The 15,701-nt window shown below is 61.9% G+C and carries 12 protein-coding genes; 8 read left to right on the top strand and 4 right to left on the bottom strand.

Annotated elements, in window-relative coordinates; all coding sequences use genetic code 11:
* Positions 1-48: 48 nt before the first annotated feature.
* Positions 49-2,736 (bottom strand): pyruvate dehydrogenase (acetyl-transferring), homodimeric type, encoded by a 2,688-nt coding sequence (aceE, locus tag VJ464_00150; GenBank protein ID HKQ03511.1) that lies wholly within the window; start codon positions 2,734-2,736, stop codon positions 49-51.
* Between the two features lie 393 nt (positions 2,737-3,129).
* Between aceE and VJ464_00145 the strand changes: the two genes are divergently transcribed.
* The 6 genes from VJ464_00145 to VJ464_00120 all read left to right on the top strand — a co-directional run bounded on the left by VJ464_00145 (position 3,130) and on the right by VJ464_00120 (position 10,733).
* Positions 3,130-3,693, top strand: a complete 564-nt coding sequence (locus VJ464_00145) for a sigma-70 family RNA polymerase sigma factor (protein HKQ03510.1) — start codon at positions 3,130-3,132, stop codon at positions 3,691-3,693.
* Positions 3,693-6,353, top strand: coding sequence for a protein kinase (locus VJ464_00140; protein HKQ03509.1), 2,661 nt, complete (start codon positions 3,693-3,695; stop codon positions 6,351-6,353). The genes VJ464_00145 and VJ464_00140 overlap by 1 nt, the downstream gene beginning before the upstream one ends.
* Positions 6,354-6,513: 160 nt before the next feature.
* Positions 6,514-8,412: a biosynthetic arginine decarboxylase gene (speA, locus tag VJ464_00135; protein ID HKQ03508.1), complete on the top strand. Its 1,899-nt coding sequence runs from the start codon at positions 6,514-6,516 to the stop codon at positions 8,410-8,412.
* Positions 8,413-8,507: 95 nt separating this feature from the next.
* Positions 8,508-9,560: a deoxyhypusine synthase family protein gene (locus VJ464_00130; protein ID HKQ03507.1), complete on the top strand. Its 1,053-nt coding sequence runs from the start codon at positions 8,508-8,510 to the stop codon at positions 9,558-9,560.
* Between the two features lie 187 nt (positions 9,561-9,747).
* Positions 9,748-10,317: a DinB family protein gene (locus tag VJ464_00125; protein HKQ03506.1), complete on the top strand. Its 570-nt coding sequence runs from the start codon at positions 9,748-9,750 to the stop codon at positions 10,315-10,317.
* A gap of 38 nt (positions 10,318-10,355) precedes the next feature.
* On the top strand, positions 10,356-10,733 hold the full coding sequence (locus VJ464_00120) for a GxxExxY protein (GenBank protein HKQ03505.1): 378 nt from the start codon (positions 10,356-10,358) through the stop codon (positions 10,731-10,733).
* 59 nt (positions 10,734-10,792) lie between these two features.
* On the opposite strand, the gene VJ464_00115 is transcribed toward VJ464_00120, so the two are convergent.
* Both VJ464_00115 and VJ464_00110 read right to left on the bottom strand, forming a co-directional pair.
* Positions 10,793-12,043 carry a cytochrome c gene (locus tag VJ464_00115; protein HKQ03504.1) on the bottom strand — a complete coding sequence of 417 codons (1,251 nt, stop codon included), beginning with the start codon at positions 12,041-12,043 and terminating at the stop codon, positions 10,793-10,795.
* Positions 12,044-12,116: 73 nt separating this feature from the next.
* Positions 12,117-12,815, bottom strand: coding sequence for a carbonic anhydrase (locus VJ464_00110; protein HKQ03503.1), 699 nt, complete (start codon positions 12,813-12,815; stop codon positions 12,117-12,119).
* 86 nt (positions 12,816-12,901) lie between these two features.
* Here VJ464_00110 and VJ464_00105 point away from each other — a divergent pair, with 86 nt between their 5' ends.
* Complete coding sequence (locus VJ464_00105) at positions 12,902-13,354, top strand: M67 family metallopeptidase (protein ID HKQ03502.1); 453 nt, start codon at positions 12,902-12,904, stop codon at positions 13,352-13,354.
* Positions 13,351-14,067, top strand: coding sequence for a molybdenum cofactor biosynthesis protein MoaE (locus VJ464_00100; protein ID HKQ03501.1), 717 nt, complete (start codon positions 13,351-13,353; stop codon positions 14,065-14,067). Before VJ464_00105 ends, VJ464_00100 begins: the two co-directional genes overlap by 4 nt.
* A 9-nt stretch (positions 14,068-14,076) precedes the next feature.
* Here VJ464_00100 and VJ464_00095 read toward each other — a convergent pair whose 3' ends face one another.
* Positions 14,077-15,684 carry an amidohydrolase gene (locus VJ464_00095; GenBank protein ID HKQ03500.1) on the bottom strand — a complete coding sequence of 536 codons (1,608 nt, stop codon included), beginning with the start codon at positions 15,682-15,684 and terminating at the stop codon, positions 14,077-14,079.
* Positions 15,685-15,701: the final 17 nt, after the last annotated feature.

The following is a 15,701-nucleotide window of genomic DNA, read 5'->3' as shown; positions in this document are numbered from 1 at the left end:
GAGTCACAGCGCAATCTATCAGATTGCGCTACACAGGAATCAACTGCATCAGGCAAGCACCGGGTGCGCCTTGTCGGGGTTGATCTCCAGTTCTTTGATGGCGCGCTGCACCACATCGGCCTTGATCTTCTTGTCGCGCAGCAAAGCGACCAGCGTGGCGAGCGTGATATAGCGCGCGTCCACCTCGAAGAAGTCACGCAGCGCCGCGCGCCCGTCGCTGCGCCCGAAACCATCGGTGCCGAGCGAGACGAGCGGGCGCGGCAGCCATTGCGAGATCGAATCGGGCATCGCCTTGACGTAATCCGACGCCGCCACGAAAACCCCCGGTGCCGCGCCGACCGTTTCGGTGACGAACGGCACACGCGGAGGCTCGCCGGGGTGCAGCATGTTCCAGCGCTCGGCGTCGTGGCCGTCGCGGTAAAGCTCTTTGTAACTGGTCACGCTCCAGACATCCGCCGCGACGTTATAACGCTCGGCGAGAATCTGCTGCGCTTTTAGCACTTCGTTCAAGATTGCGCCGCTGCCGAAGAGTTGGGCGCGCAGCTTGGCTTCGGTGTTCTCTGTCGGTTTGAACAGGTACATGCCGCGCAGTATGCCTTGGCGCACGCTATCGCCATCGGGCATCGGCGGGTGTTCGTAGTTTTCGTTCATCAGCGTGATGTAATAGAAAATGTCTTCCTGCTTCTCGTACATCCGCCGTATGCCGTCTTGAATGATCGTCGCCAGCTCGAAGGCATACGCCGGGTCATAGGCGACGAGATTCGGGACAGGGTAAGCGAGCAAGTGGCTGTGGCCATCCTGGTGTTGCAAGCCTTCGCCCGAAAGCGTCGTGCGCCCGGCGGTGCCGCCGAGCAAAAAGCCGCGCGTCCGCGTGTCGCCGGCGGCCCACACCAGATCGCCGATGCGCTGCATGCCGAACATCGAGTAGTAAATGAAAAACGGAATCGTGTTGATGCCGTGCGTCGCGTAGGCCGACCCCGCGGCGATGAACGACGACATCGAGCCGGCTTCGGTGATGCCTTCTTCGAGGATCTGGCCGTTCTTCGCTTCCTTGTAGTAAAGCAGGGTGGCGGCGTCCACCGGCTCGTAGAGCTGGCCGACGTGCGAATAGATGCCGATCTGCCGGAAGAGCGGCTCCATGCCGAAGGTGCGCGCTTCGTCGGGGACGATGGGCACGATCAGCTTGCCGAGCTCTGCGTCGCGCAGGAGCTTCGCCAGGATGCGCACGAAGACCATCGTCGTCGAAGCCTCGCGCCCTTCGGTGCCGGTCTGAAATTCGTCGAAGACATCATTGCCCGGCGCTTTGAGCGATTCGACGGCGACGGTGCGCCGCGGCACGTAGCCGCCGAGCCGCTCACGCTGGCGGTGGATGTATTGCACCTCCTGGCTGTCGTCGGTCGGGCGATAGAACGGCGCTTCGGAAATCTCTTCGTCAGAGATCGGAATGCCGAAGCGCGAGCGGAACAGCCGCAGCTCGTCTTCGTTGAGCTTCTTCTGCTGATGCGTGATGTTCTTGCCTTCGCCGGCTTCGCCGAGGCCATAGCCTTTGATGGTGCGCGCCAGGATGACCGTCGGCGAGCCTTTGTGATTCGTCGCGGCGTGGTAGGCGGCATAGACCTTCTGCGGGTCGTGGCCGCCGAGCCTGAGGCGCGCCAGTTGCTCGTCCGACAGGTGCTTGACCATGTCGAGCAAGCGCGGGTCCGTGCCGAAGAAATGCTCGCGGAAGTAGGCGCCCGATTCGGCGCTGTACTTCTGCCACTGGCCGTCAACGATCTCGCCCATGCGCTTGACCAGCAAGCCTTCGTGGTCGTTGGCAAGCAGCGGGTCCCAATCGCTGCCCCAGATCACCTTGATGACATTCCAGCCGGCGCCGCGAAACGCCGCTTCCAGTTCTTGAATGATATTGCCGTTGCCGCGCACCGGCCCATCCAGCCGTTGCAGATTGCAGTTGATGACGAAGATCAGGTTGTCGAGCCGCTCACGCGAGGCGAGCGTGATTGCGCCGAGGGTTTCCGGCTCGTCGGTTTCGCCGTCGCCGAGGAAGGCCCAGACCTTGCCGTTGCACTGCTTCTTCAGGCCGCGGTCTTCGAGGTAACGGCAGAAGCGCGCTTGATAGATCGCCATAATCGGGCCGAGCCCCATCGAAACGGTCGGGAACTCCCAGAAGTCGGGCATCAGCCAGGGGTGCGGGTATGACGAGAGGCTCTGTTCAGAGCGCTGCTCGCGGCGGAAGTTTTGCAGGTGCTCGGCCGTCAGTCGGCCTTCGAGAAAGGCGCGGGCATAGATGCCGGGCGCGGCGTGGCCCTGGAAAAAGATGATGTCGCCGTTGCCTTCGCTGTCGCGGGCGCGGAAGAAGTGATTGAAGCCGACCTCGTAGAGCGTCGCCGCCGACGCATAGGTCGAGATGTGGCCGCCGATGCCGCTCTCTTCGCGGTTGGCGCGCACGACCATCGACAGCGCATTCCAGCGCACCAGGCTCTTGATGCGGCGCTCGATCTCGCGGCTGCCGGGGAAGACCGGCTGCGCGCTAGCGGGAATGGAATTGATATAGGGCGTGTTGGCCGTAAAGGGCAGGCTGATGCCCGCCTGCTGCGCGTGGATTTGCAGCTTTTCAAGGAGCTGGGTGACCTGTTCGGCGCCGCCCTGTTGGATGATGTAATCCAGGGACTCAAGCCATTCGCGCACTTCTACGTCGCTCAGTTGGTGTTGTTGAACTGCTTTCGCTTTGCTCGCCATGGCGTCGATCCTTTCTCAATCGGTTGGCTGTCGGGATAACTTGTATGACTCATATTCGCATCAACGGCGAATGCGGGCGTGGTGGTGCGGCGGTCGCGCGCCACTCGAAGGCGCAGGTGAGAGCTGTTGACCGGCACGACACATTCGCTAGCCTGTCGGCAGTAGTCCGCAAACTTCAATAATAGCGAGCAATAGAGGGGAGTCTCAAGTTCCGCGCGGCGGCGGCGGCAGAACTCCACGGATTTGCAGGCCGAATGAGGCGAAATAAACCCGAAGACACACAGACCCGCGGGCGCGGAAGAAACGCGATGCTTGCTTTTTGTCGCCGGTTGCGCCGCCGCGCGCCGTTGGGCTAGGATTTCAAAGATTTGACGAACAATCAGGGCGTTCAGGATGAGTCAGCAAGGAACCGAAGACATCACGCAACTGTTGATCGAGCTATCGCAAGGCAACCGCGTCAAGGTGGATATGCTGCTGCCGCTCATCTATGACGAGTTGCGGCGGCTGGCCGTGAATTACCTGCGCCGCGAGCGCCCCGACCACACCCTGCAAGCGACCGCCCTGGTGCATGAAGCCTATTTGCGGCTCGTAGACCAGACGCGCGTCAACTGGCAAAACCGCGCGCATTTTTTCGGCGTCGCCGCCCAGCTTATGCGGCGGCTGCTGGTGGATTATGCGCGCAAGCATAACGCCGAAAAGCGCGGCGCCGATTTTCAGAAGCTGACGCTTGATGAGAACATAGATAGCGCCGTCGAGCGCAGCGAACAGATCGTCGCCCTCGACCGCGCGCTTCAAGCGCTGGCCGCGATAGACGAGCAGAAAGCGCGCATTGTCGAGCTGCGCTTTTTCGGCGGCCTAACGGTCGAAGAGACCGCCGAAGTGATGGGCGTGACGCCCATCACCATCAAGCGCCACTGGCGCATGGCTAAGGCGTGGCTCTACGGCCAGATGAAATAATGACGCCGGAACGCTGGAGACAAGTCGAGAATGTTTTTCAAACGGCGCTCGACCTTGCGCCCGAAGAGCGCGAGCGTTACGTCACGAGTGTCTGCGCCGATGACGAGGCGTTGAAAAATGAAGTCGCCGCGCTGCTGACGCAGTACGAGCGCAGCGGCGACCTGCTGACTCAGACCCTGAGCGTGCCCGGCGGCGTCCATGCGCTGGCGGCAATCCTCGACGCCGAACATGACCCGATGCTCGGCCAGATGGTCGGCGCTTATCGTATTGAGCGCGAGGTCGGGCGCGGCGGCATGGGCACGGTCTACGAAGCGGTGCGCGCCGACAATGTCTTTCGCCGTCGCGTCGCCGTCAAGCTGGTCAAGCGCGGCATGGATACAGACTTCGTGTTGCGCCGCTTCCGCAACGAGCGCCAGATACTGGCGGCGCTCGATCACCCGAACATCGCCCGGCTTCTGGATGGCGGCACCACACAGGACGGCTTGCCTTACTTCGTCATGGAGTTCATCGAAGGCCGGCCGCTTTACGCTTACTGCGACGCGCAGGGCTCGACGATCAACGAGCGGCTCAAGCTTTTCCTCTCGGTCTGTGACGCCATCCGTTACGCGCATCACAAACAGGTCATCCACCGCGACATCAAACCGTCGAACATTCTCGTCACCGATGAGGGCGTGCCCAAGCTTCTGGATTTTGGCATCGCCAAGCTCTTAGACCCTGAGCTGGCCGCCGAGACCGTGGACATGACTATGACGGCGATGCGATTGATGACCCCCGAATACGCCAGCCCTGAACAGGTGCGCGGCGATGTGGTGACGCCGGCGAGCGATATCTACAGCCTCGGCGTGCTGCTCTACGAGCTGTTGTCAGGACACCGCCCTTATCAGTTGAAGCACCGCGCCCTGCACGAAGTGGCGCGCGTCATCTGCGAGCAGGAGCCGTTCGGAATGAGCGCCAGCCTGACGCGCGAAGCCAACCTGGTGTCGAGCTACGCGGACGACAGCGCCGGACTCGACGGCCTCTATCGGGCGCGCAACGCCAGTCTCGATGCCTTGCGCCGCGAGCTATCGGGCGACCTTGAGCGCATCGTCATGAAGACGCTCAGGAAAGCGCCCGGCGAGCGTTACCAGACGGCGGGCGAGCTGCGCGACGACATCACACGTTACCTCGAAGGACGCCCGGTCGCCGCGCCGCCTTATGTGCGGGCTGCGGCGACGCTGACGCGCATTACCGCAAAGACCCGGCCCGATGAGCTATCGATTGCCGTGCTGCCGTTCAAGCTGATCGGGCCGCGCACCGGCGAGGACACGGGCGACGAGTATCTCGGCATCGGTCTTGCCGACGCGCTGGTGACGCGGCTTGGCAACGTGCGCCGCTTCGTCGTCCGCCCGACCAGCAGCGTGCTGGCTTATAGTGGCGGCGACACCGGCGATCCGCTCGCCGCCGGCATCGAGCTGAATGTGAATTACATCATAGACGGCAACATTCGCCGCGCCGGCGATACCTTGCGCGTCACCGTGCAGCTCTTACAGGTGCGCGAAGGCGCGATCCGCTGGGCCGGGCGCTTCGACGAAAAGCTGATGGACGTGCTCAGGCTCGAAGATTCGATCTCCGAGCAGGTCGCCGGCGCATTGATCCCGCAACTGACCGGCGAAGAGCAAGAGCAATTGGCGCGGCGCGGGACCGAAGACGCGCAGGCGTTCGAGGCTTATCTGCGCGGGCGCTACTACTGGCACAGCCTGAGCGAAGAGGGCTTTGCCAAAGCCATGCGCGAGTATCACCGCGCCATTGCGCTCGACCCGAATTACGCGCTGGCCTACACAGGCATTGCCGACTATTACATCTTTGTCGGCATCTTCGGCGTGTTGCCATTTGCCGAATGCGCCGCCGCCGCTTACGAAGCCGCCGAGCGCGCCATCGAGCTGGACCCGATGCTGGCCGAGGCGTACGCGGCGCTGGCCTTCGCGATGGTCTGCCGCGACTTCGACTGGCAGGGGGCAGAGGCCCACTACCTCCGCGCCCTGGAACTGAACCCGAACAACGCCAACGCGCACACCTATTACAATTTCATGCTGCTGCAAACCGGGCGCTTTGAAGAGTCGCTCGTCGAAGTCACCCGCGCCATCGAACTCGACCCGGTGACGCCGCTGACCTCGATGGCGCTTGCCTGGCATCAATACCACTCGCGTCACTTCGACGCGGCCATCGAAACGCACCGCCGGCTGATTCAAACCGAGCCGCACTTCGCTTATCAGCGAGCCGTCTTTAGCTGGGTGCTGCGCTGTGCAGGCCAGCATGCGGAAGCCATCGCGCAGGCCGAGCGCGCCGTCGAGCTTGCCGGCAACGGGCAGCTCTATGTCGCCGGGCTCGGCATGGCCTACGCCGGGGCGGGCCGCGTTGACGAAGCGCGCGCCCGCCTGGCCGAGCTGTTGGAGATGGCGCAAAGCTATTACGTTTCGCCCTACTTCCTGGCGGTGATCTACGCCTATCTGGGCGAAACCGGCGCGGCGCTGGCGCAGATCGAAGAAGCGGTGCGCATCGGCGACGCCTGGATCACCTGGCTGGTGGTTGACCCGCAGCTTGACGCCTTGCGCGGCGAGCCGCGCTTTCAGGAGCTGGCCCGGCGGACGAACAACCCGGCGACCCTCCGGCGTCCAAAATAAGTTGCGGCATTTCAGAGACTTGCCCGCCCCTGCGGTGACGGAATCCCTCTGCCTCAGAAAAAAAAGTTTTTGACACTGCGAGGCCATTGCTGTTAAATTCAAACACTTGTAGGCTTGCCTGTATTCACAGCATGCAACAGCTCGGCAGGGAAGGTCATAGATGAAAAATGTCACACTAGACGAGGTCGTGCAGACCTATGGTGTGGAGAATTGGGGGGCAGGATACTTTGAGGTAAACCGGAAAGGCCATCTGGCAGTACGCCCTGCCGAAGGCGATCCGCGCTCCGTCGATGTCAAAGAACTGATCGATCACCTTGTCGACCAACGCCGCTTGCAGCTCCCCATCCTGCTGCGCTTCCCGCAAATTCTTACGAACCAGCTGAAAAAATTGCAGCGCTCGTTTCACGAAGCGGCGCGCGAGTTCAGCTATAACGGCACCCACTTCGGCGTCTTCCCGATGAAGGTCAACCCGCGCCGCGAGGTCGTCGAAGAGTTCCTGCGCGAAGGCAGCAAGTACAACTTCGGCGTCGAGTGCGGCTCGAAGGCCGAGCTTTACGCCGCCCTCTCGCTCGACCAGACGCCGGAATCCTTGCTCATCTGCAACGGCTTCAAAGACGAAGCCTTCATCAGCCTGGCGCTGATGGGCGTCAAGATCGGCAAGCGCGTCGTCATCGTCGTCGAAAAGCTCAACGAGCTAAAAATGATCGTGCGGCTGGCCGGCGAGACCGGCGTGCGCCCGATGGTCGGCCTTCGCGCCAAGCTCTATGCCAAGGGCGCCGGCAAGTGGGCGTCGTCGGGCGGCGAATCCGCCAAGTTCGGATTGACGCCGTCGGAAATGCTCGAATGCATCCGCCTGCTGCGCGAGCAGGGCATGGAAGACACGCTCAAGCTGCTGCACTTTCACATCGGCTCGCAGATCACCGACATCAAGCGCGTCAAGGCGGCGATGAAAGAGGCGGCGCGCGTCTACTCAAAGATTCGCCAGATGAAGATCGATGTCGAATTCCTGGACATCGGCGGCGGCCTGGGCGTCGATTATGACGGCTCGAAGACGACCTTCGAGTCCTCTGTCAACTACACGACGCAGGAGTTCGCTAACGACGTCATCTACACGATCAAGTCGGTCTGCGAAGACGAGAACGTCCCGGAGCCGAACCTGGTGACCGAGAGCGGGCGCATGATGTCGGCCTATCACGCCGTCTTCGTCACGTCGATCCGCGACGAGATCGAAACCTTTGCCGACGACCAGCCCGAAGTCAACGTCACCGACGACGACCCGCAGGTGATCATCGAGCTGAAGGCGCTCTACGACGACATCAACGCCAAGAACTACCGCGAGTATTATCACGACGCGCTCGACCACAAGGACGAGCTGCACACGCAGTTCAATCTCGGGCTGATCAGTCTGGAAGACCGCGCCAAGGGCGAGGTGCTGTTCTGGGAAGTCTGCGCGCGGGCGTCGAAGTTCGCGCAGAACGTCAAGGTGCAGGAAGAAGAGTTCGAGGACCTGAAGAAGATTCTCGCCTCGAAGTACCTGTGCAACTTTTCGGTCTTCCGCTCGGCCCCCGATCACTGGGCCATCGATCAGCTGTTCCCCATCATGCCGATCCACCGGCTCAACGAGCCGCCGACGGATTACGCGACCTTCGTTGACATCACCTGTGACAGCGACGGCCACATCGATAAGTTCGTTGACCTCAAGGACGTCAAAGAGGTGCTGGAACTGCACCCGTTCACCGGCGAGCCGTATTACATCGCCATCTTTCTGGTCGGCGCTTATCAGGAAGTGATGGGCAGTTTTCACAACCTGTTCGGCCAGACCAATGAAGCGCACGTGATTATCGATACGGATGGCCGTTATCACATCACGCGACTGGTTCAGGGCGCGCGCGTCGGCGACATGATGACCTATGCGCGCTATGACCGAGGCCAGGCGTGGGACAACTTTCAGCGCATGACGCGGGCGCGCGTCGCCGGTGGATTCCTCAGCCAGGAGGAAGCCGACGTCCTCGTCAGAGAATACGAAAGTGACATCAATCGCTATACCTATCTTGAGTAAGGAGCAAGAAGCGGCGGGCGAGGCGTAACGGGCGGGCTGTGCTGCCGCTAGCGAACGCCACCGCGTGCCGCTCTCGAAAGAGGCCGATGACTGTTATGATGAGAAAGCAAAAAAGCGCGAAGTACCTGACCAACCCAACGCGCCCGATCCAGATTGACCGTGACCGCTCGGTGGCGGGCATTCTGATGAAGATGGAAGGCGCGGGCTTTCAGGCGCGCTCACTGGCGGAATCGCACAACCTGTGGCTCGACATGCTGACGGACAACTCGACGGTCTTCCTCGGGCTGTCGGGGGCGCTGGTCGCCGCGGGCATGCGACGGCTGATCTCGTACTTGATTAAGAATCACTACGTTGATGTGGTCGTTTCGACCGGAGCCAACCTCTTCCACGACCTGCACGAAACGCTTGGGCGTTACCACTACCAGGGCGCCGACGAGTGGGACGACGAAGAGTTGCAGGACGCGCAGGTGGGGCGCTTCTACGACACACTGGCCAGCGAGCACGAGTACCGCGAGGCCGACGAGTGGGTTGGCAATTTCGCCAACACCGTGGACCATTCGCGCCCCTACTCGACGCGCGAGTTCCTGCACCTGCTGGGGCGCGAGCTGTCGGAGATCGCCACCGAAGACGGCATCCTGACGTCGGCTTACAAGGCCAAAGTGCCGGTCTTCTGTCCCGGCATTGCCGATTCGGCCATTGCCGTCGGGGTGGCGACTTCGCGCATCAACCGCAAGAACCCCTTCCAGTTCGACATCGTTCAGGACGTCGTCGAAGCGGCGCAGGTGGTGGCGCGCTCGGTCAATACCTCTGTGGTGCTGTTCGGCGGCGGCCCGCCCAAGAGCTTCGTGCATCAGGTCGAAGTGACGGCGGGGATGATGAAGCAGGGCTTGCGTGGTCACAAGTACGGCATCCAGATCGGCCTTGATCTGCCGGAGTCGAGCGCCACTTCGACGCGCAGCTTTGAAGAAGCGCAGACCTGGGGCCGCATCGCCAAAGATGCCAAGACCGTGTCGGTCTTGTGCGATCCGACGATTGCGATGCCCATACTGGTGACGGCGCTGTCGCAGACCGGCACTAAGGCGCTCAAGTCGCGCCGCCGCCCGCAGTTCAACTTCGGGCGCGACCTGTCTGTGACCTTCGGCGGCTAACCGCTCGGCGTTTAGAAGCAGCAAACGGCGCGGCGCTTCTCTGCATTCGCACGCAGAGAAGCGCCGCGCCGTTTTTCATGTAGCGCCCTGGTTGAACTGGTGGCAACGAACGTTTATGCTTGTTGCGCCGTTCAGGTTGTCAGCCGTCCGACTGAAGCCATCAACACGAAGATAAACCGGAGGAGCTATGCCGCTGTCGAGGAAAGTTCAAGAACTGGTCGGCGCCATCACGCAGCACCGGCAAGCCTTGCTTGATGCCGTGTCCGAGTTGAGCGAAGCGCAGCTCGCTTTTAAGCCCGATAACGGCGCATGGGCGATCAACGATATCTTGCACCACCTGGCGCTCACCGACGAAGCCAACGCCAAGCTCGCGGCGCGCGCCCTCAAGCACGCAGGCGAGCGCGGCCTGCCCGCAGACCCGACGCCCGACGCGTCGGTGCTGAACTGTCTTGACGAAGTGCTCGCGCCCACACGCAACACGCGGGCGCATGCGCCCGATTTCGTCACGCCGCACGATCACCTGGCCGCCGCCGAATCCATCGAGCGCCTGAAGACGACGCGCGCCCGCATGCTCGAAGCCGTCGCGCAGCTTGGCAGCTACGACCTGACACAGCTCAAGTATCCCCACCCGCTGCTTGGCGAGCTGGATATGTATCAGTGGCTGTTGATTGCCGGCGGCCACGAGGGCCGCCATGTCGCGCAGATTGGCCGCATCAAAGCGGCGGCGGGATTTCCTGAGAATCAGCAGCGCCTTTGACGTTAATTAACCGCAGAGGACGCAGAGGGGCGCAGAGGGTGAACATCAATCAAATCAGTGGCACGGTGGTTGATGCGGCAATGAAAGTTCATACTGCGCTTGGCCCCGGCCTGCTCGAAAAAACTTACGAGGTTTGCTTGATGTACGAGCTGCGCAAGCGCGGGCTACAGGTCGCGTCTCAGGTAGGTCTGCCAGTCATATACGATGACCTTAAAATGGATGTCGGCTACCGTCTCGATCTGTTGGTCGAGAATGCAGTGGTTGTGGAGGTAAAAGCGGTTGAAGCGCTTGCGCCACTTCATCAAGCCCAGTTGTTAGCTTACCTCAAGCTCAGTGGCAAGCAGCTCGGACTGCTGATTAACTTCAACGTCCTACATCTGAGAGACGGCATCAGACGCCTCGCCAATGGACTTTGAACGTTCCTCCTCTGCGCCCCTCTGCGCCCTCTGCGGTAAGCCTGATGACATAGCGTTTCTCACTTACTCGCCGCCTGCGCTGCCGGCTCGTCGAGCGTGAAGCCGACGAAGCCGATCATCATCTCTTCCCATGTCTGCTGGCCCCAGCGCACCACCTTTGTCGCATCCGGGTTCCATTTATTCTTCGTCGAGTTGTCGAAATGCGCGACGCATTCCAGGCGGCTGCCACGCGGCGCGGCCACAGGCTCTTTGAACTCGTAGCGCGTCTGCCAGTTGAAATCGTAGCGCGGCACTCGCAGGATGGTCTTCGCCGTGCCGTCAGGGTAAACCAGCTGGTACTCGAAATCCTTGCCGCGCAGGTGCATGTGCGGCATCAGGTTGTGAATGTGTGAATCGGCTTTAAAGGCATAGACGGATTTCACTTCATAGTTGTCGCTGCCCGCGGGGATTTCGAACCGGTGGTTCATCGCCGCGCCGCCGGCGAGGGCCTGCTGTACAGGCTTGCGGCTGAAGCGCAGGCCGATGCTCGTGCGGTCGGTCGTCGCTTTGCCGTTCGGCGTGTAGTGCATTTGCAGCATCAGCACCGAACCGGCCTTGATCAGCTTGCCGATGCCGTCGGGCAGAACCATCGGTTCTTCGCCGGGCGCGGTGCCGACCAGCCCTTCAAATCCGCCCTCGCCTCTGAATGCGCCCATGCGCTGCCGCGCCGCTTCGGGGCCGACGACAAAGACGATGACGTGATGCACGACCCCACGGTTGCCGGGCCGCACCTCGGCGGCCTGTATCCACTTGTCTTCCGTGAAGCCGGTCGGCACAGAGAAATATTGATAGCTCACCGTGCCTTCGGCGGGGACGCTGTACTCTGTGGGCATCGACAGCACGACGTCAGGCTGGCCGATCTGCCAGCCGTTGGTGAAGCGCGGCGTCGGCGGCAGGTCACGCGGGTTGCCTTCGGGCGCGCCATTGTCCACCCATGCGCTGATGGTAGCGATCTCTTTGTCCGACAGGCGGCGGTCATTGCGGAAATCGCCAACGTGCGGGTCGGCGTGCCACGGCGGCATCACGCGGTTGACGACCTTCTCTTTGATCGAGCGCGCCCAGGGCCGCGCCTCTTTGTAAGAGAGCAGCGACATCGGCGCGATCTCGCCGGGCCGGTGACAGGCGGCGCACTTGCTGAAGAAGATCGGCGCGATGTCTTTGCTGAAGGTCACCGGCGCCGGCCCATAAGCGCTCGCCGTGTCGAATGACGTAGCTGCCGCAAACAGCAGCACGGCTATCGTCGCAAGGCTCAAGCTGAGAGTTCGTTTCATCCTGGTCGTCCGCCTTTCTTCAAGAGAATAGATTACACCTGCTAAGACGCGCCGCGCCGCCTGCCGGTCGCAATTATTTTTCGCCCGCCAGCCACTCGATCTCGCCGCTCTTGAGCTGGTAGACGCCGCCCGCGACGGTGAGCAATTGCTTTTCGATGCGCCCGCGCAAAAAATCGCTTTCGCTGCGCACGTTCTTTATCTGCTCGCGCACGTTCTCTTGGATCGCCAGCCGCATCGCTGCCTCGGGGGGAAGTCCCCTGGCCTTGGCGCGGTCAACGGCCGGTTGAATCTTACGTGCGATGGCTCCGACGTGGTGCTGTTCTTCGTCGCCATTGAATGTCGCCTCGACCGCGCCGCACGATGCGTGGCCGAGCACGACGAGCAGCTTGACGCCGAAATGGTCGACGGCGTATTCGATGCTGCCGAGCGCCACCGGGTCGGTGACGTTGCCGGCGACGCGGATGATGAAGAGCTTGCCGAGTGACTCGTCAAAGATCAGTTCCGGCGGCACGCGCGAATCCGAGCAGGTCAGCAGGATGGCGTAAGGCTGCTGACCTTTGACCAGCGCGGGGCGCTCTTTGCGGTAATTCACGCGCGTGTTCCAGCCTTTGACGAAGTTCTCGTTGCCGGCCTTCAGCCGTGCGAGCGCCTTTTTAGCCGGAATGTTCGGCTTCTCTTCGCCGAATGCGGCGGGCAGCAAAACCAACAGTAACAGCGCGGCGGCGCGCAGGTGAGGGTGCCAGTTTGACAGATGTCGAGCGGTTTTTCTCATGATGTTCTCCAATCGGTTGATTCCTGTGGGGTGACAATTACACTAGAACTTCTTGCTCATCGTAATCCTTTGCCCGCCGAAATTCAATGACGCCGGCGCTGTGGTACAATCACGGCGTGAGTGAACGAGTGATGAAGGTCACCGAAGCGGTGCGGGCGGCGATAATCGATCATGCCTATGGCGCGTTGCCCGCGGAATGCTGCGGGCTGTTGAGCGGTGCCGATGGCGTGATTACTGATTGCCACCCACTGCGCAACGTCGCCGACCGACCGGAGTCGCGTTACTACGCGACTCCGGAAGAACTGTTCGCCGCCATGCGCCGCATCCGCGAGGCGCGGCAGAAGCTCCTGGGCATTTATCACTCGCACCCGCGCACGCCGGCTTATCCGTCGGCCTCGGATGTCGAGATGGCTTTCTACCCCGAGGCCGCCTACTTTATCATTTCGCTTGAGCCGCAACTCGACCTGCGCGCTTACCGCATCGAAGGCGCGCGCGTCGAAAGTCTGCGAGTCGAGGTTGCGCCGGCTGCCGACTCATGAACAACGCCATCAAAATTACCGCATTGTTATTCGGCCAGGCGCGCGAGACCGCTGGCGCGGCGCAGCTTGAGATCGAAGTCGCGCCGCCCGCGACCGTCGCCGTCGCGTTTGCGGCGCTGGTCGCCGCGCACCCGAAGCTCGCGGCGATGGAGCGCAGCCTGTTGTTTGCCATCAACGAAGAGTACGCCAGTCGCGAGCAAGCCTTGAATGACGGCGACCGGCTGGCCGTGCTGCCGCCAGTGAGCGGCGGCGCTGACGACGATGTGATCGAGATCACCCGCGAGCCGATTGACATCCCGGGCTTGCGCGCGCGGCTGCTTGCGGGCGAATCGGGCGCGGTGGTCATCTTCGACGGCGTGGCGCGCAACAACACCAAAGGCCGGCGGACGCGCTTCCTTGAATACGAAGGCTACGAGGCGATGGCTTTGAAGACGATGACGCGGATCGCCGGCGAAGTGCATGAGCAATGGCCGATCAACCGTGTCGGCATCGTTCACCGCCTGGGCCGTATCGAGGTCACCGAGTCGAGCGTCGTCATCCTTATCACCTCGGCCCACCGCGGCGTCGCCTTCGAGGCTTGCCGCTATGCCATTGACCGGCTGAAGAAGATCGTCCCCATCTGGAAGAAAGAATACTTTGAAGACGGCGAAGTCTGGGTCGAAAACCCCGAAGCCATGCGCCCGCCTGATGCCGATGCGACAACCGATGAATAGGCCCGCCGCCTAGCGTTTGTTTTCCGTCGCCGCCCCCTCCCGTATGGTCGGATAGGTGATTCCCAGTTGCTCAAGGTAGGTGCCGTACTTCGACGGGTCGTAGTAAAACTTCCGCATCGGCTCGCGGTAGGTCTCCATGATTCGCTTGTTCAGCCAGATTGCCGGCTTGTCCTGCGCCGAGATCAGCGGTTGATACTTGCGCTCTTTCGTCTGCACGTTGCGGAAATAATCCCATGCCTGCTCGACGAGCGCGGGCTTGGTCAGCAGATCAATCATGGTCATCGCCAGCACCTTCGCGCCCGCCGTCACGCCTTTGTGAGCAATGGGTGTCGCCATCGCAATGGCGTTCGACCAGTTGTGACCCGGCAGGTTGGGGATGTTCGCCGGATAGTTCAGCGTCACAGTCGGCACATTCCACGACACGTCGCCGATGTCGTCCGAGCCGGCGCCCATTCGGGAATCTTCGCTGCCCGGCCCGCGCGCCGGACGGACCTGCGTGTCCAGGCCGGTCTCCGGCACTTTCAACTCTTTCTGCACCGCTTTCGCCAGCCGTTGATCGGCCTCACTCCATTCGGGCAGGCCGACCTGCTTGATGTTTTCGTAGGTCGCGTCGGCGATGACTTTGTTGAAGTGTCCCGGCCATGCCGCGCCCAGCACGCGCGAGCTGAATGTAGTGTTAGTCATCATCGCCGCGCCCTGCGCCATCTGGTCGCCGATCTCGCGCATCTCTTTGATGTGCTCGTAATCCAGCTCGCGGAAGTAATACCAGACGCTCGCCGTCGGCGGCACGACGTTGGGCTGATCGCCGCCGTTGCTGATGACGTAATGCGAGCGTTGCTGGGTGCGCAGATGCTCGCGGCGGAAGTTCCAGCCGATGTCCATCAGCTCGACCGCATCCAGGGCGCTGCGCCCGCGCCAGGGCGCGGCGGCAGCGTGCGCGCTCTCGCCTTTGAAATTGTATTCCACGGACACGAGGCCGGTGCCGCCGGCCGGCCCCGACGAGACGGCGAAGTTGTTGCCGACGTGTGTGAACAACACCACGTCCACGTCTTTGAAGACGCCCTCGCGCACTAGATATGCCTTGCCGCCCAGCAACTCTTCGGCGACGCCCGGCCAGAGCTTGATCGTCCCCGAAAGCTTGGCGCGCTCCATCAGCCGTTTGACGGCAAGCGCCGCCGTGATATTGAGCGCCTGACCAGAGTTATGCCCTTCGCCGTGGCCGGGTGCGCCTTCGATCATCGGATCGTGATAGGCGACGCCGGGTTTCTGCGAGGCTTGCGGGATGCAATCGATGTCAGAGCCGAGCGCGATGACAGGCTTGCCCGATCCCCAGGTCGCCATCCAGGCGGTCGGGATGCCGGCGATGCCGCGCTCGACGCGGAAGCCTTCTTTTTCGAGGATGTCGGTCAGGTACTTCGAGGTCTCGAACTCCTGAAAGCCAAGCTCGCCGAAGCTGAAGACCATATCATTCATGACCTGGGTTTGCTTCTTCATCGCCTCGACGTCGCGGCTGACTTGGGCCTTGTAATCCTGCGCCGCATTCGATTGCGGATGCGCGGGCCATGCCAGGGCCAGGCATAACGTCAGGGCGTTCATTAGCCAAACAAGTCTTCGCATACTCGCTCCTTTCTGTT

It is taken from the genome of Blastocatellia bacterium (genome assembly GCA_035275065.1).
GTDB lineage: Bacteria > Acidobacteriota > Blastocatellia > UBA7656 > UBA7656 > DATENM01.
Note: the sequence above shows the minus strand (reverse complement) of the source record. Positions and strands in the feature narration are given on the sequence as shown.